This is a genomic window from Kamptonema sp. PCC 6506, from assembly GCF_000180455.1.
GTDB lineage: Bacteria > Cyanobacteriota > Cyanobacteriia > Cyanobacteriales > Microcoleaceae > Kamptonema > Kamptonema formosum.
In genome coordinates this window covers 1-23,710 of record NZ_CACA01000365.1, presented here as the reverse complement: position 1 = coordinate 23,710, position 23,710 = coordinate 1, and the positions used below count along the sequence as shown (strand labels likewise).

19 protein-coding genes and 1 pseudogene are annotated in these 23,710 nt (G+C 44.4%); 10 read left to right on the top strand and 10 right to left on the bottom strand.

The window, feature by feature from the left end:
- Positions 1-24: 24 nt before the first annotated feature.
- The 4 genes from OSCI_RS26570 to OSCI_RS26555 all read right to left on the bottom strand — a co-directional run bounded on the left by OSCI_RS26570 (position 25) and on the right by OSCI_RS26555 (position 4,343).
- Positions 25-1,503 (bottom strand): GTP-binding protein, encoded by a 1,479-nt coding sequence (locus tag OSCI_RS26570; protein ID WP_007358321.1) that lies wholly within the window; start codon positions 1,501-1,503, stop codon positions 25-27.
- 324 nt (positions 1,504-1,827) lie between these two features.
- Positions 1,828-2,007 (bottom strand): 30S ribosomal protein S21, encoded by a 180-nt coding sequence (gene rpsU / locus OSCI_RS26565; RefSeq protein ID WP_007358320.1) that lies wholly within the window; start codon positions 2,005-2,007, stop codon positions 1,828-1,830.
- 514 nt (positions 2,008-2,521) lie between these two features.
- Positions 2,522-2,842 (bottom strand): RNA recognition motif domain-containing protein, encoded by a 321-nt coding sequence (locus tag OSCI_RS26560; RefSeq protein ID WP_007358317.1) that lies wholly within the window; start codon positions 2,840-2,842, stop codon positions 2,522-2,524.
- 196 nt (positions 2,843-3,038) lie between these two features.
- Positions 3,039-4,343, bottom strand: a complete 1,305-nt coding sequence (locus OSCI_RS26555; protein ID WP_007358316.1) for a hypothetical protein — start codon at positions 4,341-4,343, stop codon at positions 3,039-3,041.
- Positions 4,344-4,939: 596 nt separating this feature from the next.
- Here OSCI_RS26555 and OSCI_RS26550 point away from each other — a divergent pair.
- From OSCI_RS26550 to recA, 4 genes are all read left to right on the top strand, one after another.
- Positions 4,940-6,301, top strand: a complete 1,362-nt coding sequence (locus tag OSCI_RS26550; RefSeq protein ID WP_007358315.1) for a UDP-N-acetylmuramoyl-tripeptide--D-alanyl-D-alanine ligase — start codon at positions 4,940-4,942, stop codon at positions 6,299-6,301.
- A gap of 282 nt (positions 6,302-6,583) precedes the next feature.
- Entirely contained in the window at positions 6,584-6,838 is a 255-nt protein-coding gene (locus OSCI_RS26545; protein ID WP_007358314.1) for a hypothetical protein, read from the top strand.
- Entirely contained in the window at positions 6,828-7,193 is a 366-nt protein-coding gene (locus tag OSCI_RS26540) for a type II toxin-antitoxin system RelE family toxin (protein ID WP_019486873.1), read from the top strand. Before OSCI_RS26545 ends, OSCI_RS26540 begins: the two co-directional genes overlap by 11 nt.
- A gap of 309 nt (positions 7,194-7,502) precedes the next feature.
- The gene (gene recA / locus OSCI_RS26535) at positions 7,503-8,582 is read left to right on the top strand and encodes a recombinase RecA (RefSeq protein ID WP_007358312.1); all 1,080 of its coding nucleotides are present in this window, start codon (positions 7,503-7,505) and stop codon (positions 8,580-8,582) included.
- Positions 8,583-8,672: 90 nt separating this feature from the next.
- On the opposite strand, the gene OSCI_RS26530 is transcribed toward recA, so the two are convergent.
- The 5 genes and pseudogenes from OSCI_RS26530 to OSCI_RS26510 all read right to left on the bottom strand — a co-directional run.
- The gene (locus OSCI_RS26530; RefSeq protein WP_007358311.1) at positions 8,673-9,566 is read right to left on the bottom strand and encodes an alpha/beta fold hydrolase; all 894 of its coding nucleotides are present in this window, start codon (positions 9,564-9,566) and stop codon (positions 8,673-8,675) included.
- 182 nt (positions 9,567-9,748) lie between these two features.
- Complete coding sequence (locus OSCI_RS26525; protein WP_007358309.1) at positions 9,749-10,093, bottom strand: DUF1815 family protein; 345 nt, start codon at positions 10,091-10,093, stop codon at positions 9,749-9,751.
- 348 nt (positions 10,094-10,441) lie between these two features.
- On the bottom strand, positions 10,442-10,654 hold the full coding sequence (locus OSCI_RS26520; protein ID WP_007358308.1) for a DUF2839 domain-containing protein: 213 nt from the start codon (positions 10,652-10,654) through the stop codon (positions 10,442-10,444).
- A 66-nt stretch (positions 10,655-10,720) separates the two neighbouring features.
- A complete protein-coding gene (locus tag OSCI_RS26515) occupies positions 10,721-15,235 on the bottom strand; it encodes a PAS domain S-box protein (RefSeq protein WP_007358307.1) in 4,515 nt (1,504 codons plus the stop codon).
- Between the two features lie 86 nt (positions 15,236-15,321).
- Positions 15,322-16,161 (bottom strand): annotated as a pseudogene (locus OSCI_RS26510) (helicase C-terminal domain-containing protein); the annotation flags it as partial.
- Positions 16,162-16,300: 139 nt separating this feature from the next.
- Here OSCI_RS26510 and OSCI_RS26505 point away from each other — a divergent pair.
- The 5 genes from OSCI_RS26505 (at position 16,301) to OSCI_RS26485 (ending at position 21,619) form a co-directional block, all read left to right on the top strand.
- Positions 16,301-16,948, top strand: a complete 648-nt coding sequence (locus OSCI_RS26505; RefSeq protein ID WP_007358305.1) for a DUF4340 domain-containing protein — start codon at positions 16,301-16,303, stop codon at positions 16,946-16,948.
- Positions 16,949-17,122: 174 nt separating this feature from the next.
- Positions 17,123-18,253 (top strand): ABC transporter ATP-binding protein, encoded by a 1,131-nt coding sequence (locus OSCI_RS26500; protein WP_007358304.1) that lies wholly within the window; start codon positions 17,123-17,125, stop codon positions 18,251-18,253.
- A gap of 104 nt (positions 18,254-18,357) precedes the next feature.
- On the top strand, positions 18,358-19,488 hold the full coding sequence (locus OSCI_RS26495) for an ABC transporter substrate-binding protein (RefSeq protein ID WP_007358303.1): 1,131 nt from the start codon (positions 18,358-18,360) through the stop codon (positions 19,486-19,488).
- A 291-nt stretch (positions 19,489-19,779) separates the two neighbouring features.
- Entirely contained in the window at positions 19,780-20,715 is a 936-nt protein-coding gene (locus OSCI_RS26490) for an ABC transporter permease (RefSeq protein WP_007358302.1), read from the top strand.
- A 100-nt stretch (positions 20,716-20,815) separates the two neighbouring features.
- Positions 20,816-21,619, top strand: coding sequence for an ABC transporter permease (locus OSCI_RS26485; RefSeq protein WP_173401185.1), 804 nt, complete (start codon positions 20,816-20,818; stop codon positions 21,617-21,619).
- 50 nt (positions 21,620-21,669) lie between these two features.
- Here OSCI_RS26485 and OSCI_RS26480 read toward each other — a convergent pair whose 3' ends face one another.
- Positions 21,670-22,353, bottom strand: coding sequence for a hypothetical protein (locus OSCI_RS26480; protein ID WP_234708833.1), 684 nt, complete (start codon positions 22,351-22,353; stop codon positions 21,670-21,672).
- A 134-nt stretch (positions 22,354-22,487) separates the two neighbouring features.
- Between OSCI_RS26480 and xseA the strand changes: the two genes are divergently transcribed.
- Positions 22,488-23,663 carry an exodeoxyribonuclease VII large subunit gene (gene xseA / locus OSCI_RS26475; RefSeq protein ID WP_007358299.1) on the top strand — a complete coding sequence of 392 codons (1,176 nt, stop codon included), beginning with the start codon at positions 22,488-22,490 and terminating at the stop codon, positions 23,661-23,663.
- Positions 23,664-23,710: the final 47 nt, after the last annotated feature.

Sequence of the window (23,710 nt, the reverse complement as noted above, 5' to 3'; positions counted from 1 at the left end):
AACCGACGAAAGCGGTTGCTATACTTATCGCTCTTTTCTCACTCTTCCCACATCTCCCAAATTCAACTTAGCCCGCAATTCATCCTTAATCCTATTCAGGATAGAACCCTCATCCAAAGAAGCCAAAATTCTACTAACAACAGCTTTGGGCCCATCATCTCCCCAAGATGCACCATTAGCCAAATAAGCTTTAGTTACCTGTCCAATGCCATAGGAAGAAACGCCAGCAACCCCAGCTTGAGTGACGGCTACAGATAAATAAGGCGCTAAAGATAATCCACCCGTTGCAGGTGCAGCCATTCCTAACAAACCTTTGAGAGAACTCAAACCAAAATTAGCCACCAATTCGCTCGCAGTAATTCCGCCCATACTAATCGCCATTTTTTGCAACAATTCTACTGCTCCCGCTTCTGTCATCCCAATTCCGTAAAGCTTAGACAGTGTTAATACCATTGCTACATCAATTACAGCACCGCTGAGAATGTCGAGAACAGTAATCGGATTAAGCGCGATTGCTACCGCCTTAGTCATCACCCCATTCCAAATAATTTTATTAGCACTATCTTCGCGAATCTCCATTTTTCGCTTCACTAACTGCTCGTTCACATCACCCGCATAGAGCATCGTATTTAGCGCCACTAAAGATTTACCTTCGCGGTCTAAAATCTCCAGAATTTTAAGTTTTAAATCATCTATTTGCGGGGTTCCGCGAGTCATTTTGACATTCATACTGCCATCAGCACGCCGCACAGCATTAGGAATCAAAGGCGAAGCCGCCGCCATCACGATTTCATCGGGCGACAGTAACTCCCGCACCCGTTCGTCCCGTATTTTGTGATAGATGGCAATGCGATCGGCATCAGGATATTGATCGATTTTATTGAATACTAAAAGCATCGGTTTGCCAGCTTCGCGCAACTGAGAAAGCGCCTCGTATTCTACTTTAGTGATATCGCCCGCAACCACAAATAGAATTAAATCAGCCTGTTTCGCGACCTGACGCGCCAAAGCTTCGCGAGTCTCGCCATCTACTTCATCAATCCCCGGAGTATCGATTAATTCAACCTGGGATAAGCGATAGATAATGGGAGCGTTAGAAAGCACTGGAAATTGTCCCTGAGTTTCTAATTTACCGTACTCCCCATCTCTCCTACTCCCCATCTCCTCTTGACCTATATCCCACTCACCAATCGTCATGCTGCGGGTAACACCGTGAGTCGGGCCAGTTTCAAAGATATTTTGGCCCAATAGAGCATTCAAAACTGAAGATTTACCACGCCCTACCATGCCAAATACTGCTATTTGCACGCAAGTTCGTTCTAACTTGTCAAGCATTTTTTGTAGCCCCCCAATTGCGGGTTCGAGTCCGCTACGTTCTTGGGGTGTCAAGTCCATATTTTCTACTATGTCTCGCAGAGCTTCTCTTGCGTGCCGCAAGTTCAGTTCGGACTGAATATCTGCAAAGTTTAAAATGGTGTTATCCAGTTCTTTATCGATTTCCATTAATATATCTAGGGGCTAGGGGCTAGGGGCTAGGGACTAGGGAAAGAAGGGAAAGAAGGGAATAAATTTAGCTTTCAGTAATTTAGAATGTCCTAACCACTTTGGCGGTTGCTATAAATAGGTTCTTAACAATTAACAATTAACAGTTAACAATTAACAGTTAACAGTTAACAATTAACAATTTAAAAGCGGACTTTGCCTTAACCGCAAAGACCGCCTTTACTAATTTATAACTGCGGAAATTAAATGGGCGGATGCCACACTTTGCAGTTAATACGATCGGAACATGACGGCTCCCGCAATGTAAGTCAGGGAATAATCCCCTTAGCGGAAACGTCTGTCGCGTCGTCGCGCAATTGCTTTGCGCTTGCGCTTTTCCAGCGGAGTTTCAAAGTGTCGGCGCTTTTTGACATCCGCCAAAATCCCTGCACTAGAGACTTGACGCTTGAATCGGCGCAAGGCTGATTCAATTCTTTCATTCTCGCCGAGTAGCACTTGAGTCATTCTTCCTACTTCCTTGTAATTCCCAATTAAAGATTATGCAATTACTAGGCTATCGAATTTTGACACTTCTACCCCTACAGGGTATGGAATTTTTTAGAGATTTGGCTCTAAATATCCCTATTACTAGATTACTGGGGTTCTTGGTCGCGATTCTTTGGCCTTAAAAAGATGAGCTGCTATCTTAGTATTACAACAGCAACAACAAGCGTTTAGGGTCGATCTCTCCTTGGTTGCGCGGAATCTCCCTATATCTTTTAAAATGGTTAGGAATTTGCTTCCCAAACTTAAGTTTGTGTATCCATCCCACAACTCTAGATTACACGATACTAAGGATGTTTTCAAGATTTACTACCAACTTTATCCCCTAGCTATTTTGACCGCAGCTCTTATGCAGAGTGCCGAGCTCGATATTCGTGGGGGACAGTGGGCTTAGGTGGCAGTAAAAATTTGGGGCATTATTTTACGTTTTGCCGTTTTGCCTTAATTTTAAATTTTAAATCCTAATGTTTCTAAATTAATAGCGTCCTCCCCCTGCTCTAGAAGATTTGCCGCCGTTACCGCTGCGATTGCCGCCACCTCTATCTCCTCCTTCTTCGCGGGGTTTGGCTTTGTTCACTTTCAGCTCGCGTCCCATCCATTCTGCTCCGTCGAGAGCTGTAATAGCTGCTTCTTCTTCTGCATCGGTTGCCATTTCTACAAAACCAAACCCTCGCGGACGACCAGTTTCACGGTCTGTAGGCAAGTGTACGCGCTTGACAGTTCCGTATTCGGCAAAGACGGTAATGATGTCTTCTTGGGTAACTTGGTAGGAAAGATTACCTACATAGAGCGACATATAATTCCTCCCGACATTAAATTATGTAAAGATTCAGTGTTGGAGAAATGCCTGTTGATACAGAAAAGGGGGCTTTTTTTGAGAATTCTGTAGCAGTAAACAAAGCCTACAACTGAATTTGATTCATAACTGATACTTTAACATAAAATTGCCGATCGCTCGTGGGTTTTATCCCCTACTTGACCCCTCATTATTCCTAGCGGAGGTAAGAGAGGTCAACTGAGCCAAAGTTGGTACTCAGAGCTAAGTTTAGATTTTCTAGACCTTTGACTAACCAGAGAACTCCTTCTCGTGCTGTGGATTCGTAGTGATTGAATAGAATTGCAAACCGCTTTTCTAGATAGGGTTTGACTTGACGGCAAATCAGCACAATTTTGAGCAGGAGGCCGGTTGTTTGGGTTGCACCCACGTTAGAAATTAGGTCTATAAATACAAAGTGATTGGGCCGCTGAGGACTTTCCACTACTAGAAAGTTCAACATTTGGCTGCAAGTTCTGATCATTAAGAAGTCAGTGAATTTTTGGGAGTCGCATTGGGGAAAGGTGTTTCTTAGTTGCTTATAGAGTTTTTCGTTAAATTGCTGCTTGCCATAGGTTGAGTCATTGGTGGTGGTAATCAGGTATTCGTATAAGTCATCTTTAAAACTGCGATAAGATTGGTTGTAATTGGTATTGCTGAGAAAGCGGTGGGCAAAATTCCGATAGCTGTCGGCTCCTTCGACTTTGCCAATAAATTGTTTGAGGGCAAAAAAGAGTTCGCCATCGTTCAAAAGAGTGGGGTTTTTTATCGGTTGTATAATTCTCCCGAAAGATACTGAAGTTTCTCTCCGAGCTATTTGGGATTTTCTCACTGCGTGAGCTACATATTGGGAGAGATCGATTTCAAATTTACGCTGATTTTCAGTTTGAATTTTTTTGATGGTTTTCTGGTGTTCGTAGGGGCTTCCTTCACTGAGCAGACAGTGTTTATATAAGTATGGATATCGAGGAATTAATGTTCCTAAAGGCTTGGTTTGGGCTGTGTTGCTGTTGCTGCTGCTGTTTGCTTCTCGGCTTTGGCTCATCACTTTTGCCAAGCGTTGTAGGGTGACGTACTGTTCAGTTTGAGTGAATTGTTTGACTAATTCAGGTAGCCCTATTTTGGTGCGGTTGCGTAAATACTTTGCGGCTGGGTTATAAGGGATACATTCAAATAGACCGATTAATTCGGGGATGGCTGTATGCTTGGCAGGATATGTCTGCCAGCGATTAATCAGGATATGACAGCAACGGTTGAGGATAAATTTAAATTCCTCTCCAGAATTTTTAGAGGCGATCAGCTTTTCAAGAGCCGCCGCTATTTCGGGATCGGGATATCCCGTACCTTCAATAAATAAACTACGAAAGCGCTCTATGAGCTCCGGTGGTTGCTCTAGCTGCACTTGGTCTAGCCAGTGGTTGTAGAGTAGCTGCTCTTCTGGATGGCTTTCTCGGTTGTAACCCTCTTTTAAAGTATTGTTCACTTGAAGTCACCTTCCCTCGCTTAGCTAGAATTTTTTAGCGCTATCTGCTTTGGGATTGCTGGGCGCTCGATCTTAGGTTAAGTTAATTATTATTTTTTCAACTTTCAACTAAGTCCTAAATTAAAGATTACACGAAGTGCTTGCTACTTTCAAGTAGTAGGCTTAAAAATTACTCTAAAATTTGTAAAGTTTGGATAAACCTTGCGTAAATCTTCGCTTTAGGTGACGGGATGAGGGGGTCAAGACCTTAGAGGGGATGCTACAGCCTTTTTGAGACCTAAAATTAGGGTTTTCAATCGCGATCGCAGCTACTACCCGATTGAGTTTTTTGAAGATGCTAAGTACATACACGGATAGAGAATAAATAAATGAGTCAGTGCAATCCCTACACTGAGGAATCAGAGGTACGACGATCGGCGGATTATCAAAAGTAGGACTTAGGACTTTTATAAGTTAGGGAAAATTCTTCCTTTGGACGATCTAAATGATTAGTGTTGCCTAAATCTTTTCATTCTCAACTAATAATTTATAACTTGTGGCTTCTATTGTCTTAGAATAGTTAAGCTAAATAATTTTGAAGTGTGAGTGTTGGTAGTATGGTTTGTTGCGTAACCCCCGCCCAATTAGCTGAAATTTTGGCTGTTGCACCGCCTGTACAGTCAGATCGTGCGATCGCAACGGGGATCGCGACAGATACACGGAATCTCAAAGGCGGTGAAGTGTTCGTAGCTTTGCGGGGAGAAAATTTTGACGGCCACAAATTTGTGGCTAAGGCGTTGGAATTGGGTGCGATCGCGGCTGTTGTCGATCGCAGTTGGGAAAGCGAGGGTTTAGATCTGCCACTATTACGAGTTGAGGATACTTTAAAAGCTTATCAGGCGATCGCTCGTTGGTGGCGCGACCAATTTAATATTCCAGTAATTGCCGTCACTGGTTCTGTGGGCAAAACTACTACAAAAGAATTAATTGCAGCGGTTTTGACAACCAAGGGAAATGTCCTCAAAACTCAATTAAATTATAACAATGAAATCGGAGTACCAAAAACTCTATTAGAACTGTCAGAGTCCCATCACTATGCTGTCATTGAAATGGGAATGCGTGCCTCTGGAGAAATTGCATTTTTAACTCAAATTGCGCGACCAACGATTGCAGTAATTACGAATGTGGGTACAGCCCATATTGGGCGGCTGGGTTCCAGAGAGGCGATCGCACAAGCCAAATGCGAGTTATTGGCTGAAATGCCCAATGATAGCATCGCGATTCTAAACAGTGACAACGCTCTATTAATGGCAACTGCTGCCAAAGTTTGGCAAGGAGAAACTCTGGCTTACGGCTTAGAAAAGGGCAATTTATGCCCTGAATTGATTGACGATCGAACAATATCTATTGATAGTATTAACTTACCTTTACCCTTGCCAGGTCGTCATAATGCGGTAAATTATTTAGCAGCTTTAGCAGTGGCAAAGGTTCTAGGTGTAAGTTGGGAACCTTTAAAAGGCGGTTTGTCAGTGGACTTACCGTCAGGAAGGGCGAAACGCTACGAGTTAGCTAATGATATTGTCATTCTAGATGAGACTTACAATGCAGGTTTAGAATCGATGATTGCGGCTTTGAAGTTATTAGCAGATACTCCCGGAAAGCGGCATATAGCAGTGTTAGGTACGATGAAGGAGTTGGGAGAGCGATCGCTTGAGTTTCACAGACAAGTAGGCGAGAAGGCACGGGAATTAAATCTGGATGCTTTATTTATCTTGGCAGATTTTGAAGAAGCTTCAGCAATTGCAACTGGTGCGGCTGGTTTGCCTTTTGTGGAACTAGGAGATATCACCCAAGTTGATGCACGGGAGATGATGGCGAAGCGTTTGCAAGAGTTTGTAAAAGCTGGCGATCGCATTTTATTTAAAGCTTCTCATTCGGTAGAATTAAATCGAGTTGTACAGCTTTTAGTTGTTGATTAGAAGGGAGCGGATGATGGGGAAGATGGGGAAGATGGGAAGATAGTTGAGATGGGGAAGATGGGTAGGATTAGCTATTAGCTATTACCAATCATGAACACGGATTTTACCGATTACACGGATTACACGGATTTTAGAGGAATGATTATTTAGTCGGTGAAATCAGAGGAATCTGTAAAATCTGTGTATCCCAATTACCAATTACCAATTACCAATTACCAATTACCAATTACCAATTACCAAAGGTGTGTTATGCTAAATCCAACTGAAATTAAGATGAAACAAATGAGAGCTATTGAAGTAACAGGAACAATTGATGAAAAAGGTCAAGTGTCTCTCGACCAACCCATAGAGGGAGAAACCCCCAGTCGAGTGCGAATTATTGTACTATTCTCAGAAGCTACAGAAGAACTCGAAAATGATCCTGACGATACTCCTATAGAAGAAATCAAAGCTAGTCTCAGGACAGCCTTGCAGGAAGCTAAAGAAGGACGCACCAGACCTCTTTCTGAAATGTGGGATGGAATCGATGACGAATGAATCCGATCCAATTTCTATCCGGTTTTCCGATGAATTTGAAAAAGGTTTATATGCTTTGTCAAAGAGATATCGCAATATCCGTGCTGATATTCAGCCAATTATCGAGCAAATACAAGTGGGAGATTTTGTCGGAAACCGCATTTCCGGCATGGGTGAAGATTATGTCATCTTGAAGGCAAGAGTCAAAAATACCAACATCCAAAAAGGGAAAAGTTCCGGCTATCGACTGATTTATCAAGTTAAGTCAGCAACCAGAGTCATTTTATTAACTATTTACTCAAAATCTGACCGAGAAGACATTAAAAACAACGAAATTATAGGCATTTTGTCAGAATTTTATGAAAGCGATCGATAGCAAGCACAGGACTTAGGCATCACTCACCTTAATAGCCTATCTAGGGGTTCATGTATCCCCTGAGAAGTAGAAGTTGACAAAAAAATCAAAGTATGATATAAAACTTTAAAGAGTCTGAAGGGAAAATCAGTGTTTCACTAGCCGCCAAGCCATAAACACAGCAGGCAAAACCAGCCGATATCGAGAACATTCTTGAATATAGATATTAGCCCCCCCCGACAGACTAAAATAACTGCTACCATACCATTTGTCATGGTAGTAACTCTGCCCTCTCTGCACCACCGCCCTCTACTGTAAGTTAGAAAGCAAATGGCTATAAAAATTGGTGATAACCCCGAAAAGCAAAAAGCCCTGAACCTAGTGCTCAATCAAATCGAGCGCAGCTTTGGCAAAGGAGCGATCGTCCGCCTGGGAGATGCTACCCGGATGAGGGTAGAGACTATTCCCAGTGGGGCCTTGACACTAGACATCGCCTTGGGCGGCGGATTGCCTAAAGGTCGAGTCATTGAAATCTATGGCCCAGAAAGTTCAGGTAAAACCACGCTAGCGCTACACGCGATCGCAGAAGTGCAAAAATCAGGAGGTATCGCCGCCTTCGTTGATGCCGAACACGCCCTCGACCCCAGTTACGCCTCAGTCCTCGGCGTTGATATTGTCAATCTCCTAGTTTCCCAACCCGACACTGGGGAGATGGCCCTGGAAATTGTCGATCAACTCGTCCGTTCCGTCGCCGTTGATATAGTTGTCGTTGACTCCGTAGCCGCCCTCGTACCTCGCGCTGAAATCGAAGGCGACATGGGCGACTCTCACATGGGTTTGCAAGCTCGGCTAATGAGCCAAGCGCTCCGCAAAATCACTGGTAATATTGGTAAATCTGGCTGTACTGTCATTTTCCTCAACCAGTTACGGCAGAAAATCGGTGTCACCTACGGCAACCCAGAAACCACAACGGGCGGTAACGCTCTCAAATTCTATGCCAGCGTGCGACTTGATATCCGTCGCATTCAAAGCCTCAAGAAAGGCACAGAAGAGTATGGCAACCGCGTTAAAGTCAAAGTCGCCAAAAATAAAGTTGCTCCTCCCTTCCGTATTGCTGAATTTGACATCGTATTTGGCAAAGGTATTTCGACTACAGGCTGTCTAGTTGACTTGGCAGAAGAAACTGGAATCATTACCAAAAAAGGTTCTTGGTACAGTTACAATGGCGACAACATCGGTCAAGGTCGGGAAACGACGATTAAATATACTGACGAAAATCCTGAGTTTAAAACTCAAATTGAGCAGTTAGTGCGCCAAAAACTAGCCAGCGGAGCCGTTGTTTCGGCTAACTCCGTTGCTCCTATTGATGCAGAAGATAGTGAAGAGGCAGAAGATGTAGAAGAAGTTTAAATTGTAGCTGGGCGGATATTGGGCGTTGACACAAGATAACAAGATAAATTGTGTCAACGCCCACCCTAGCTATACCGATCGCAGGATAATCTAAGTCGTCGCCAAAGACACAGGGGCATCCCGCAGAAAATTAAGTAATTCCCGATTTACAGTTTGGGGTGCTTCCTGTTGAATCCAGTGCCCGCAGTGGGGAACTAATTTTAGCTGAAAGGGAGCCGCAATCAACCGGTCTAATCCTTCCGTGAGCTTTTTACTCAAAAAAGCGTCATCTTCGCCCCACAGTACCAAAGTTGGCGCAGTTACTAGCTCAGGCTTCTGACCCCAATTCCAGGCCAAATGATTAAATAATTGCCGATAATAATTGAGGGCAGCCCCCAAAACTCCAGGCTTTTCTAAAGCGGCCTGATAAATCTTAGTTTCTTCAGCGCTAAAAGCACCTTTACGAATTGCTTGACCTTGCAGGGCAGCTTTGACAAAATCTTTTAAGTTTTGCTGGATGATCCACTCTGGGATACCGGGAACCTGGAAAGCAAAAACATACCAACTACGGCGGAATTGATCTAGGTTGCTGGCAATTTCTTGGACAAAACGCTGAGGGTGTGGCGCGTTTAAAATTGCTAAGCGATTGAGATAGTGGGGAAACTTTTGAGCTAAGTGCCAGGCGATCGTTCCTCCCCAATCGTGACCGACTACGTGAGCTCTTACATACCCCAAACGGTCAATTAAACCCCGAATATCAGCGCACAGAGTATCTAAATCATAGCCGCTCTCAGGTTTGTCAGAATCGTTGTAGCCCCGTAAATCTGGTACTACAACTTTGAAATGACGGGCTAAGGCCGGAATTTGATAGCGCCAAGAATACCAGAACTCTGGAAACCCGTGAAGGAGTAAAACTAGCTCCCCCTGGCCTTGGGTAACGCAGTGCAAGCGGATGTTATTCGTTTCAACAAAAAAATGTTCCCAATTAGACTGTAAAAGCGTCATAGCCTGCAAGTTAATCCAATACTAGGCAGCCCAGACACTCACAGCGATCGCAGCAGGCTGGGCTACCCAATGTTTAATGTCTTTATCGTCCATCTCTAGACTAACATTTTGGGCTTCCAATCCTACTGCGATCGGGAATGCTACTCCTGTGCAAAACTTCCAACCCCTTGACCTCCCACTGGCTAAACTCGCTGGGCCGCCTTTGGGACAGCTTCTGAGGGTTGGATTTGGTACTTCACCAGGTTTGCTAGTTCCTGTAGCTGGCTGATGGCTTCAGCACCCTCCAGCTTCATTAATTCGCGGTCATCCCGCATCTCTGTCCAAGTAATCCCATAATCCGATACTAAAAACCGAATTAGGTGATTGTCCGCCAAGCTGACCATAAACGAGGCGCTGTTCATTTGACCCCCACAAGTGTAGCAGGATGCCAAATACCCTCGCTTCTCCAGCACGATCGCCAAGGCTTGAAGGTTCATCACCAAGTCTTGAACGAATTTGCGGTGTTGCTCTGCAAGTCTCAGAAACACAGTTGTCCTCCTATCACCACACCTTAATTTTAATACCCAATTTTATTTTTTCTTAAGAATTGGGTTTAGGTGTATGCTTACTATAACTTCACTATGCTGAATAAATCATCTGGGTAATAACTCCTTCAGCTTGGTTGTCTTAGGTTAACTGACTAACAATCTCAGCAAAGTATCAACAGCAACATTTACTGAATCCCTTTAGCTTCAGGGACTAAAGAGACAAATATCTTGTTCCTGAGCGAGGTTGACAGGGCCGGGGAAATCCTAGAGATACAAATATCTAATAGCGGCTATAAATCTCTTTGAACTGTCGCAGAGTAAGCCAGAAGGAGGAGAGAGAGAGGTTTGTCAGTTGACTTCCCACCAGCCGAAAGATGGGCCCACTAATCGCACTGCCAGCCACCAGGCAATCAACAGGCCAATGCCGAGCCAGGTTCCTCTAGTCGTCCACTTGATAAAACTTTCACTTTGGCTTTTTGTGATTGGTAGCCAGGAAAGAATTGGTTGTTCTTTGCCGTATTCGTCTTTGAGAGCTTCTTTACGACGTTTGGATTCGCCCATAATCTTTGTAGGGTAATTTTAGATTTCAACTGAAATTACATTATATGGGAAGGGGGAAAAGAGAAATTAATTAGCCCTCATAAGCGTTACCACAGCTTGAGCTAATTGGTTTGGCTCAAGGGGTTTTGTAATATGCCGTTGAAATCCAACGGTTAAAGCACGCTGTTGGTCTACCTCTCCAGCATAGGCAGTCAGCGCGATCGCGGGAATCTGCCCACCTTTTTCAGGAGATAGAGTTCGCACCAGTTGCAGGAGTGTGTACCCATCAATTTCTGGCATACCGATATCACTGATTAAAATATCGGGTTGAAAGGATTCCAAAGCCGTAAAAACTTCCGCAGCAGATGAAACGCTCATCACCTGCGATCCGTATTCTCTGAGGATTACCGTCAGTAACTCACGGGCATCCAGGTCATCGTCAACAGTCAAGACTCGAATTCCAGTCAAGTCAGGTTCTTGCTCGAATAATTTGTTGGTCTGATTCGATTCTGGTGCAAGATTTAACAATGGCAATCTGACAGTAAACGTAGCTCCCAATCCTTCACCCGGACTATCGGCAGAGATAGTTCCTCCATGGGCCTCAACCAAATTTCGGACGATCGCTAATCCCAACCCCAATCCCCCATACTTGCGAGTAATTGAAACATCTTCCTGGCGAAACGACTCAAAAATATATGGGAGAAAAGCAGGGTTAATGCCTTTGCCCGTGTCGCTCACAATAATATGGGCGCTATCTTTAACTCGCTCTATTCGGATGTCTACCCGTCCTCCGTTGGGGGTAAATTTGATGGCGTTAGACAGTAAGTTCCAAACTATTTGCTGAAGGCGGGTAGAATCCCCAGCAACTTGCCCAATATTTGGCAGTACCGGATGTAACAGAATTGATTTGGAAACTGCTGCTGTTCTGACTGTATCGATCGCAGATTCAATGACAAATACCAGATTGACTGGAGTAGTATCTATACTGAGTTTACCGCGCAGAATTTTAGCAACATCCAGCAAGTCATCAATCAGTTGGCACTGTAATTTAGCATTGCGTTCAATAGTAGCTAAGGCTTCAGCAGTTTTGATTTCATTGAATTTGCGAGTTTGTAGCAGTTTTGTCCAGCCCAGAATGGGATTGAGGGGCGATCGCAGCTCGTGAGACAAAATTGCTAAAAACTCATCTTTGATGCGGTTAGCGCGTTCTGCGGCTTCCCGTGCGGTTTGCTCTAACTGCAATAGGCGATCGCGCTCTACTTCTAATTGTTTTTGCGCTTCGATATCAGTGGCAGTACCAAACCATTTAACAATTTGACCTTGCTCATTCTTTTGCCCAATTGCTTGGTGTAGGTGCCAGCGATACACGCCATCTGCTCGCCGCATCCGACCTTCAGCTTGATAGGAACTGCCCTGTTGTACCGCCTCCGTCCAAGCTTGAAACAAAGCGGGTAAATCTTCCGAATGGACAACCTGTTCCCATCCATTTATGTGAACTTGTTCCAGCGTTAACCCCGTGAAGTTAGACCAGCGTTGATTAACATCCAGTAACGCTCCTTCGGCGTTAGCTGTCCAGACCAATTGTGGAATTAATTCTGCCAAACACCGATAGCGTTCCTCGCTTTGGCGTAATGCTGCCTCCACCTGTTTGCGATCGCTAATATCTTTGAACAGGATGGCAACTCTACGGCTTTCTGGCTTCCCAACCCGGAAGGCGGAAACCTCAAACCATCGGTTCATTGCTTGGGAGCCATTTTCAAAGCGGGCAGGTTTCCCTGTGAGTGCGATGTCGCCGTAAATCTCAAACCAATGATTTTCCAGATTCGGAACGATCTGACGCACCGTTTTACCCTGCGCTTGTTTGAGTCCCGTTTGTTGCTCAAATACCGGATTAATTTCTAGCAAGTGGTAATCAATGGGCCTGTCGCGTTCGTCAAACAGCATTTCGATGACGCAAAAGCCTTCATTCATCGACTCAAATAAGGTACGATAGCGCTCTTCGCTTTCCCGTAAGAGGAGTTCTGTCTGTATTCGCTCAGTAATCTCTTCGCATACTGTGCTGATGCCAATGATGCGATCGTTATGCTTGAGGGGCAAAAAGTGTTCTAACCAGATGCGGGGCACACCGGGCCGCGCTGGAGTTTCCCCCCGGATTTCCACATTGAGCAGGGGTTCTCCGGTTTCTAGAATAGGACGCAGGATTCCCTCAGCAGCATCAGCAAGATCCGGCAGCAACTCACGAATTGTGCAACCAAGATGAGCTTCAACGGAATAACCATTAATCTCCGCTAGTCGCTGATTAATTCGGACAAACCGCAGATCGGTATCTAAGATAGCTAAACCAATGGGAGCGTTTTGATAAATGGCTTCAATTTCAGCTAATTGCTGTTGCAGTTGTGTCCGTCCTTCCTGAAGTTCTACTTCGGTTTGTTTGCGATCGGTGATATCTCGCCAAGTGGCAACAAAGCCATCGCCTAGTTTGGCAATGCGGATATCAAACGCTCGAACTAAGCGTTGTTGTCCGTATTCATCCTCATAAACCAGGCTGTCTTTGACGAGCGACTGCCCCGTTTCTACCACCTGACAATACTCATCAAACAAGCCACTCTCGCGATGGTTGGGCAGTAACTCACACAACCCGCGCCCAATCTGTTCCTCACCAGTCATTTGATTATTTAGAAAGGCAGCATTATTGACATATTCAATCCGAAAATCGACAATCTGACCCTGCTCGTTCCGCATAGCACTGTAGATTCCAAAGCAGTCCAGCATATTGTCAACCGACGTGCGGAAGCGTTCTTCACTTTCTCGCAGAGCTTGTTCAGAATGTTTGCGATCGGTGATATCTTCGGCAATGCCTGTAAACCGATAAATTTCTCCTGTCTCATCGTGCAGCGGAAAGCAGCGATCGCGAACCCAGCGAATATTGCCATCTGCTAAGACAATGCGGTATTCTTCATCAAATTTTCCTGCGGCTGCTTTTTCTTGAAATGCTCTGTTAACCTCTTCACGATCTTCTGGATAAATACGATCGACCCATACCTGTTGATCTTTATATAATTCTTGTGGATTCAATCCCCACAGGTGTTGATAGGCAGGACTAACATAAGAAACTTGGTTTTCGGGTATCTCTTTGATCCAGAACACCGCATTAATATTCTCGGCCAACTGACGGAAGCGATCCTCACTGGCATACAAAGCTGCGGCCGATCGTTTGCGCTCTGTGATATCGAGATCGATGCCAGTCATCTCCATCGGCTGCCCATTTTGGTCATAAAGCACCTTGCCCTGGCTCATTGTCCACCGCATAGTGCCGTTGGGGTAGACTATCCGAAATTCAATATCATAGTTTTCCCCAGTCGAGATCGCCCGATCTACTGCTCCTACCACGCGATCGCGATCGTCGGGATGCAGCCGAGCCACAAACATCTCGAAGGAGCCGTCAAACTCTCCTGGTTCCAGTCCAAATAAGGCTTCGAGATTATCTGACCAGGTAATTTTTCCCGTCTGGAGATTCCAGTTCCACGTTCCCATGCGAGAGGCTTTCAGTGCCAGTTGTAGGCGTTCTTCGCTCTCCCGTAGTGCTGCTTCTACCTGCTGGCGTTCCGCTAATTCATGCTTTGCTTGCTGATAAAGTTCTGCCTGCCGTAGGGCGATACCCACCTGGATTGTCAATTCTTTAAGCAATTCAATCTCTAAAGGCTGCCACGATCGCGGGGCGAGACAGTGATGAGCAATCAGCAATCCCCAAAACTGCTCGTCGTGCAGGATCGGCACAACCAGATTAGCCTTGACTTGAAACTGAGCCAATAATTCAAAGTGGCAGGGTTCAATACTGCCATCCTGAATATCAGATATTGCTGTTACATCACCTTGACGATAGCGTTTGACATGATTTTTGACAAAAGCAGAATCGTAGTTTATAGGTTCCGTTTGATTTTGTCTAACGTAGTTTTCAGCAAGGCAGGGATCGTAAATAGTGGAGGAGAGTAGCGATCGCCATTGTTCCCTCACCGATTCTGCAATTACCTTCCCGTTGCCATCTGGTTCCAATCGCAAAACTAGGACGCGATCGGCGTGCAGAAATTCTCGCACTTCTGTCACCGTTGTTTGCAGAATTTGGTCTAAATCGAGCGATTGGGAAATTTGCTGGGTAATCTGTGCGACTAGGTGTTCTCGATCGATCCGCTGTTGCAGTTGGGTACGTAGCTGTACTGCTTCAATTGCTCTATTGACTGCCAGATGTAACCCTTCCTCAGTCATTTGCTCCTTAATCAGATAATCTTGTGCGCCTGCTTTCATTGCTTGAATGGCGATCGCTTCATTCCCTTGTCTAGTCATCACAATTACAGGCAGACCTAACCCTTGTTTGGATGGTTGTAGCTTACTTAGAAAGTCAATTCCATCCAAGTCGGGCAAGCGATAATTAAGCAAAACAGCATCTAGTTGTTGTTGCTGCCAGAGGTCTAACCCTTGTTGCCCCATCCCTGCTTCCAGGATGGTGTAGTCATACTCGCGATCGCGCAGTAGATAGCGCCTATAGAGTTCTCGATCTCCAGAAGACTCATCGACAATTAAGATGGTGCGCGAAGCTCTATTCATGGTCAGTTTTCTGAGCTATCGGGGAGTGTTTATAATTTAAACTATTAATCTACATCTCGTTTTAGTTAAGAAAATCAAAAGTCTTCTTAAGCTTGAGTTAGCCAAGTAGTATCTAAATAGTCAATTCGAGCTAAGGGGCTCAGGGCAGCTAAAACTTGATTGCCATAGCTACGATGGAGTACGCGACTATCAAAAAGAGCAACCACCCCCTGACGTTCCCGCACAGGCGCGATCGCCCTCTGCAACTCATTTAAAGCCTCTGGTAATAGATATTGGCGAAACCAATCTTTCCGCTGTTCTTTGTAGTAAGCTACTCGCGCCGCTACTAGGGGATTTTCCAAGGAAGGTAAAGGCAAAGTTGCGATCGCCAGCATATAGGGAACAGGCAATTTCCCCTGATGTTCCCGCCAAAATTCCCACCCTGTTACCAAAATCCCGTTCTCATCCAAATCGGTTTTTTCCACCTGCACCCTAGAACCAAACTCAGAAGCAAAAATCGCACCCACCTGAGCCTTAAGGGGTACATCTCCAATCAGCAATACCGCTAACCCCGGAACCGACGCGCTCATGCACAGCATTGTGCGGATTTCCTGAATCACAGCACCCTGAAATTGCGGTGTATTGGGCATGGGTAGCCGATCGGGAACGTAAAGTTGAATTAGCTCGCTATGGCGATCGGGTGAAAATTTGACGCAGGTAATGTCTGGAAGTCCTACTGCTTGCCGATAAATCAGAGCCTTTGGGTCTAAATCCAAGGCCCCGCCAACTAAAACTACGGGTTGCTTTAACCAGATTTTGCTCAATGCCCCAGCAACATCAACGGGAGTGCAATATAGAGAAAATGAGCCTTGCGATCGCGAAATTTCGGCCCATCTAAGTTGATTATCACTTTGCCACCCCTGCCAGAAATTGCTCCAAGGATGGGGAGCGGGGGAGCAGGGGAGCGGGGGAGAAATTTTTTCGATTAGCAAAGAAATTAGCAATTACCAATTAGCGATTAGCGATTACCAATTACCAACTAACAACTAACAACTAACAACTAACAATTAACAATTAACAATTAACATGAAATTCAAGAATAATACTTTAGCATTGATAGTCATAGCTTTGGGCTTGAGTGGGTTCGTTTACTTCTATGAAATTAAAGGCAAACCTGAGAGAGAAGCGGCTAAGGCGAAACAAGAGCAAATCTTTGATTTCAAAACTGACCAGGTAAAATCTTTTACCTTGACAGTTAAAGAAAAAGTATTGACAATTGAGCGAAATAATGATACACAAAATGGAAAAAGTAAATGGCAAATAAAAGTACCAGTTCAACAAGCAGCAAATCCAGCGTCCGTAGACTTTTTGCTGGATAGACTGACGACAGGGAAGAGCGATCGCACCTTCAGTATCCCCACCGCGACACTCTCAGAATTTGGACTCGACCAACCCCAAGCTAAAATTGAGATTAAGTTAGACAACCAACAGACTCATCATTTAATCTTAGGTAAACCCGAATTCAGCAATCGTTTTCTCTACGCTCAAGTCGATCCGCCATCACCGCCACCTCAAAATTTATCTGTTATCCTAGTGCCGATAGACTTTAAAACAGCCAGCGATCGCCCATTATCAGAATGGCAAGAACAAAACAAACAGGAGGCTCCAAATCCGACCCCAAATCCGACCCCAACTCAAACCCCAACTCAAACCCCAACACCCAAGGATAACTAATCCACCTCAACAGAGCTTTATGCACCGCCCCTGCGGAGCGTTAAGAAAATCAACATCGGAGGTGAAGGAAAACTCTTTACAGTTATTTATCCTTACCGACCTCCCCTAAAATACAGAAAAGTTTAAACTAAATTGTATTGAACCAGCGTGCATTACCGTCAGGAAAAGCCACTTATGTTTCAGACTGCACTCAACCAAGGTACAACAGTAGCGGAAACTGGATTCGACGTTGAACTCCGCAAAGTGTTCAAAGTGTTTAACGGCGAGACGGCAGTGCGAGGAGTTGACCTCGATATCCGTCAGGGAGAGTTTTTCAGTATTCTGGGGCCTTCTGGCTGCGGTAAAACTACGACGCTGCGGTTAATGGCTGGATTTGAGACTCCTTCGGCTGGGGACGTGATGATTCGGGGTCAGTCGATGACTAATACTCCTCCCTACCGCCGCCCAGTAAATACGGTGTTTCAAAGTTATGCTCTATTTGGCCACATGAGCGTCTGGGAAAATATTGCTTTTGGGTTGCGGATTAAGCGACAGGGAAAAGCTGAGGTTGAGGAAGGGGTGCGAGAAGCCTTGAGGCTGGTGAAAATGGAATCTTTTGCTAACCGCTTCCCCAGTCAACTTTCAGGAGGTCAACAGCAGCGGGTAGCTTTGGCAAGGGCCCTTGTCAATCGCCCAGCAGTGTTGTTGTTAGATGAACCACTAGGAGCTCTAGATTTGAAGTTGCGAAAGCAGATGCAGGTAGAGTTGTCTAATTTGCATCAAGACTTGGGCTTAACTTTTGTGATGGTAACGCATGACCAGGAAGAGGCAATGAGCCTTTCCGATCGCATCGCAGTGATGCACGAGGGTCGGATCGAACAAATTGGTTCTCCAGAGGAAATTTACGAGTGTCCTCAGACGGCCTTTGTGGCAGATTTTATTGGGGATACGAATTTATTTCCGGGGAGAGTAGAAGCAAGCGATCGCTCAACTCTGACTATTCGGACTAAGAGTAACCTGAAAATAGTCGTGCAGCAATCCGATATGTGGAGTGGGGGGACGGGAGAATCAGCAGTGGTAAGCGTGCGCCCTGAGAAAGTATATCTAAATCTTTATCAGCCTGATGTCTCGGTAAATTGCTTTGAGGGGCGGCTGAAACACACAATGTATATGGGGACTCACGTTCACTACGTAGTCGAGTTGGTTTCTGGCGATCGCATCACAGTCCGTCAACCAAATACAGGCGGCTCGTTTCCCGATGCTCACACACCCATCTATGCTTATTGGGGAACCACCGATTGCCTTGCTTTAAGCGATCAAAGGTAATCACCACAGTTAACAATTAACAGTTAACAGTTAACAATTACCAGTTAACAGTTAACAGTTAACAGTTAACAGTTAACAGTTAACAATTACCAATTTTTCAATCTGTGCCTCCGACTAATTTACCGACTTATAGGCTCAACAGCACACGCCCAACTCGGCGCAAATTCCTACAAACATCGGCAGCAGCCTTGTCAGGATTGACCCTTTCTAGCTGCGGCTGGCGACTGGCAGACGTGCAATCTGCTCCCATTAGTAAAGGTGCTTCTGACAAACTCTATATCTATACTTGGGAAGGCTACACAGATAAGGCTCTACTAGATCGCTTTACAGAAAAAACAGGTATCCAAGTCATCGCAGATGTATTCGACTCCAACGAAGCAATGTTGGCTCGAATTCAGGCCGGTGGTGGTAGCGCATACAGTATTATTTACCCTTCTGACTACATGGTGCTCCTAATGAGCGAATTGGGTTTACTGATTGAACTCGATCGCTCACTTTTAGGAGGCTTGGATCGGCTCATAAAGCAATTCCAAAGTCCTGTTTACGATCCAGGAAATCGCTATAGCGTACCCTTAGCATGGGGTACTACTGGGTTGATTTACAACACCGAAAAAATTAAGTATCCTATCGAAGATTGGGACGATCTCTGGAAAAATCAGAAGGCATTATCTAAGCGAATGACGCTGTTAAACGATTTGCGAGAAGTGATGGGAGCGGCGCTGCGGATGCTAGGCTACTCTTTAAATACAACGAATCCTAATGAAATTAGAGAAGCCTATGAAAGATTATCGGAACTAAAACCAGACCTAGCTTCTTTTACTACAGATGCTTGGCGACCTCAAATGCTAGTTGGAGATCTAATGGTAGCAATGTGTTACTCATCAGATGCTAATGAGGTAATTCCAGAAAATACTAATTTGCAGTATATCGTACCTAGAAGTGGTTCTTCCCTGTGGACTGACACCCTAGTAATTCCCAAATTTGCTCCCAATCCTGAAGCAGCTTATAAATGGATAAACTTTATGCTGCAAGGAGATGTAGCCGCATCTTTAGTAGATCGACTGAGTTTTTCTACTCCTTCGGAGGAGGCTTTTAATTTGTTAGAGCCTGAAGTCCGCGAAAACAAAATTTTGTTTCCCCCAGAGGAGATTTTAGCAAAGTGTCAAGGTATCGCTCCTGTGGGTGAAGTTACTGCGGTTTATGACCGATATTGGACTAAACTTACAAGTGAATAGTTAGTGGTTAGTTGTTAGTTGTTAGTTGTTGGTGGTTAGTTGTTAGTTGATAGTTGATAGTTGATAGTTATTAGTTGATAGTTGATAGTTGATAGTAAAAAAACACAAAATAACAACCAACAGCTAATGATCGCTAATTACCAATTAAGTAAATCCACCTAATTAAACATAAGATCGGGATGGCTAAAAAGCTGACTGTATAAGCATTCTTCCTTCTTCCTTCTTCCTTCTTCCTTCTTCCTTCTACTTACCAATTACCAATTACCAATTACCAATTACCAATTACCAATTATGGCTGTATCGACTAAAAATTCTTCGCAACCTAATTCTGGATTTAAAACTATTGTTGGTCAAATTTGGTCAAAGTTAATCGGGCCTTTCACATTGCTGGGGCCTTCTGGCTTATGGTTAGCTCTATTGCTGGTACTACCAACTCTAGTTATTTTAGAATTAAGTTTAGTACCCAATATTAAACCAGGAGATTTGGTAAATCCTTCGGGAATTGAAAACTATTGCCGCGTTTTTGGCTTTGATAAATGCCAGTTGTCTAAATTCTCTTGGACTAACTTAAGAGTAATTGGTAGATCTTTGTCTTTCGCAAGTGGTACAACTTTCTTCTGTTTACTATTAGGATTTCCAGTTGCTTACTGGATTGCCCTTAATGTCTCAAAGCGGTGGCGAAATTTAATTTTGCTGGGCTTTGTACTGCCGCTGTGGACTTCTTCTCTGTTACGATCTTATGCTTGGATTACCATACTGCGACCTACGGGTGTACTCAATACGGTGCTGACGGGGTTAGGGCTCCCCCCTGTAGAGTTGCTCAATAGCAGTCCTGCTGTTTTAATTGGTATGACCTATAGCTATTTACCCTATATCGTTACAATTCTCTACGCTTCTCTGGAAAAGCTAGATCGGCGGTTGCTGGAAGCATCTGCGGATTTGGGTGCGAATCCTGTAGAAACTTTCTGGAAAGTGACTGTACCGCAAACTATGCCTGGAATTGCGGCTGGTTCTTTGCTAGTATTTATCAGCAGTTTGGGAGATTTTGTCGATCCAGAATTGTTGGGGGGCGCTTCCAGCATGACTTCGGCTAGATTGATTTACAATCAATTTTTGGGAGCAACTCAAAATTGGGGGCTGGGATCTGCTATGAGTATGGTGTTAATTTTTGCTGTGAGTATCGCGATCGCGCTTTTGCTGAAGTATGGCGATCGCAAAGCAATCTAAATCAGTTAACTGTTAACTGTTAACTGTTAACTGTTAACTATTACAAAAATCACTTGATGGAGAAGCTGTGAGCAATCAAGAGGAGGAATTACCATTAGATATGTTGCACCCCAAACCTAAATTTCGGGTTTCTTGGCAGGTTGTATTTGCAGCTTTGATGTTTTTCTATATGTACCTGCCCATCTTCGTACTGAGTTTTTATAGTTTTAATAAGTCTCCATTTAGTGCTGGTTGGAAAGGATTTACTTTAAATTGGTACGTCAAGTTATTTAACGATGCGAGGATTTTAGGGGCACTACAAAATAGCTTAATTGTGGCTTTTTGTGCTGTCGGAATTTCCGCAGTTTTCGGTACTTTAATGGCCGTAGGTTTGGCTCGTTACAAGTTTCCTGGTAAGAGTTTGTATCAAGGCGTTTCCTATTTGCCGCTAATTATTCCCGATATCGCGATCGCAGTTGCTACTCTAGTATTTTTAGCAGCAGTAGCTATTCCTCTGAGTTTATGGACAATTGTAGCGGCTCATATAGTGTTTTGTCTAGCTTATGTTGGTCTGGTTGTCTCTACGAGGTTAGCCGATCTTAATCCCTATTTAGAAGAAGCTGCTCTCGATTTAGGGGCAACTCCGGTGGAAGCTTTTATAAAGGTTTTGTTGCCGCAATTAATGCCGGGGATTGTATCTGGATGCTTGCTCTCTTTTGTGCTCAGTATGGATGACTTTTTAATTGCCAGTTTCACAGCAGGAAGCGGTTCAACAACTCTACCCCTAGAAATTTTTAGCCGGATTCGGACTGGGGTTAAGCCTGATATTAATGCTCTGAGTGTAATCTTAATGCTAGTCTCAGGAGGGATAGCTGTGTTCGCGGAATTTCTGCGGATGCGAAGCGAACAGAAACGAGCCAAGTAAAACAATGTATGTATGGTAGTGCTATCATCCAGACGAAAGCGGTTGCTATATTAAACATGAGAGAGAGATGGAACTAATTGCTGATGTACCCACTTCTCGGTACGGTTTAAAATCTCGGTACTTTGTTTGATAGTGAGACAGACTTCTAGACTCAATTTCAAGGTATTGGGTGAAGGAGATAAACTTCTTAGGGGTGCTATTTCGGTGGGAGAACAGCCTAGCATTTCCATATAGGCTAGTGTCCAACCTATAGCTGCAATCTCATCGATATTGCCTACACCTCTGCACAGGTAACAGTTTAATTCCTGTCCGCCGCATTCTGGACAAAGCCAATCTTTTATCGGCGAATGAGACTGGTTTTCACTCAATCCCGATCCTATTCTTAGCGCTTTAATATGATTTTTAACAACTTGTTCAAAAGCTCCATCTTGCTTGGTTATCTCCGAGGATTTAATATTACTTGGTGGAGGTGAGTTAAGCGCTTTTGGTGTAGAATCTGTTTGTATTACTTCATCAGGAGGAGATTCATATTCGTTGGCTATGGCTTCAATATCATCATTCAGTTCAATTGGTGATATTGACGGGGTTTGTTGAGGAGAAAGTGCGTTTTGCTGATGGTGTTCGATTGCTAGCGTCCAAGTTCTTTTATGTCGAAGATCGCCATATTTTTTTGCTTCTGCCTCGGTAATGCCGATGGTAGCCGCCTGTTGGCGTAGCATAGTCAGTGAAATCATTTGATTTTCGGTGAGATTAATCAACAACTTGAGTTTTGTACATTATAAATAGTAGCCTATAATTAGAATATTAGAATATTGCTATTGATACGGATCTTACCAGTTAGATAGTAATGATTAAATTTTCCCGATCCATGACTTCACTTATTCCCGATCGCCTCATTCCTGATACGGCTTTGTCTGTCGCTGGAGTTACTTCTTACATTCAAGCATTGTTGGAAGATGACAGCTATCTGCGCCTCGTTTGGGTAACGGGGGAGGTATCGAGTGTCTCAGAATACCGCAGTGGCTTATTTTTTACTCTATGCGATCGCGACAATCCGGTTGTGATTCGCTGCGTGACGTGGAACTCTCAGCGGGAAAAGTTGGTACAATTGCCAGTCAAAGGGGAACAGTTGATAGTTTTGGGAAGCATCCGCGTCTATAAAGCGCGGGGAGAATATCAATTGAATGTTTGGCAAGCGCTACCGGCGGGGGAAGGGTTGCAAGCTCTGCGTTACCAGCAGTTGCGATCGCGCCTCGATGCTGAGGGTTTGTTCGATCCTACCAGAAAGCGATCGCTTCCAATACATCCTCAAACTGTGGCTGTTGTCACTTCACCAACTGCTGCTGCTTGGGGAGATATTCAACGCACTCTCACTCAGCGATATCCCGGTTTGCGGGTATTATTATCACCTGCTTTGGTGCAGGGAGAATTAGCGCCAGCTTCTATTGCCACAGCAATTGAAAGAGTAGAATTAGATGGTCGTGCTGATGTAATTATCTTAGCACGGGGTGGCGGCGCTGTGGAAGATTTGGCTTGTTTTAATGACGAACGGGTGGTACGCGCGATCGCTAATTGTTCTATCCCCACGATCGCAGGTATTGGTCACGAAAGAGATGAATCTTTAGCGGACTTAGTTGCCGATAAAACTGCTCACACTCCCACCGCCGCCGCTGAAAAAGTTGTGCCAGATATTGCTAATTTATATATTCAACATCGCCAAAGAGTGCGAACATTAATAGAAGCTGTAGAGCAGCGTTTATACAAATCAGAAGCACAATGTCAAGGATTAAAGCATCGATTAAAACGTCTGCCTTCTACATCGCGAAGTTTACAACAGGCAACTGTACAGTGTCAAATGTTACGAGAAAAGTTAGCGGCACTTGACCCTCAAGCTGTGTTACAAAGAGGTTATGCGATCGTAAAACAAAATGACGGAAGTCTGACGCGCTCGACTGAGGGGTTAGCTCCTGGAGAAGAATTAACTATTAAGTTGAATCGCGGTATGCTTAAAGTCAAGATTGTAGAGATAAGTAAATCCACCTAATTAAACATAAGATAACGATGGCTAAAAAGCTGACTGTATAAACATTC

Excerpts from the sequence above, each read along its gene's own strand:
- OSCI_RS26570 (WP_007358321.1), bottom strand. The coding sequence starts at position 1,503 with ATGGAAATCGATAAAGAACTGGATAACACCATTTTAAACTTTGCAGAT.
- rpsU (WP_007358320.1), bottom strand. The coding sequence starts at position 2,007 with ATGACTCAAGTGCTACTCGGCGAGAATGAAAGAATTGAATCAGCCTTG.
- OSCI_RS26560 (WP_007358317.1), bottom strand. The coding sequence starts at position 2,842 with ATGTCGCTCTATGTAGGTAATCTTTCCTACCAAGTTACCCAAGAAGAC.
- OSCI_RS26550 (WP_007358315.1), top strand. The coding sequence starts at position 4,940 with ATGGTTTGTTGCGTAACCCCCGCCCAATTAGCTGAAATTTTGGCTGTT.
- OSCI_RS26545 (WP_007358314.1), top strand. The coding sequence starts at position 6,584 with ATGAGAGCTATTGAAGTAACAGGAACAATTGATGAAAAAGGTCAAGTG.
- OSCI_RS26540 (WP_019486873.1), top strand. The coding sequence starts at position 6,828 with ATGACGAATGAATCCGATCCAATTTCTATCCGGTTTTCCGATGAATTT.
- recA (WP_007358312.1), top strand. The coding sequence starts at position 7,503 with ATGGCTATAAAAATTGGTGATAACCCCGAAAAGCAAAAAGCCCTGAAC.
- OSCI_RS26530 (WP_007358311.1), bottom strand. The coding sequence starts at position 9,566 with ATGACGCTTTTACAGTCTAATTGGGAACATTTTTTTGTTGAAACGAAT.
- OSCI_RS26520 (WP_007358308.1), bottom strand. The coding sequence starts at position 10,654 with ATGGGCGAATCCAAACGTCGTAAAGAAGCTCTCAAAGACGAATACGGC.
- OSCI_RS26515 (WP_007358307.1), bottom strand. The coding sequence starts at position 15,235 with ATGAATAGAGCTTCGCGCACCATCTTAATTGTCGATGAGTCTTCTGGA.
- OSCI_RS26505 (WP_007358305.1), top strand. The coding sequence starts at position 16,301 with ATGAAATTCAAGAATAATACTTTAGCATTGATAGTCATAGCTTTGGGC.
- OSCI_RS26500 (WP_007358304.1), top strand. The coding sequence starts at position 17,123 with ATGTTTCAGACTGCACTCAACCAAGGTACAACAGTAGCGGAAACTGGA.
- OSCI_RS26490 (WP_007358302.1), top strand. The coding sequence starts at position 19,780 with ATGGCTGTATCGACTAAAAATTCTTCGCAACCTAATTCTGGATTTAAA.
- OSCI_RS26485 (WP_173401185.1), top strand. The coding sequence starts at position 20,816 with ATGTTGCACCCCAAACCTAAATTTCGGGTTTCTTGGCAGGTTGTATTT.
- OSCI_RS26480 (WP_234708833.1), bottom strand. The coding sequence starts at position 22,353 with ATGATTTCACTGACTATGCTACGCCAACAGGCGGCTACCATCGGCATT.
- xseA (WP_007358299.1), top strand. The coding sequence starts at position 22,488 with ATGACTTCACTTATTCCCGATCGCCTCATTCCTGATACGGCTTTGTCT.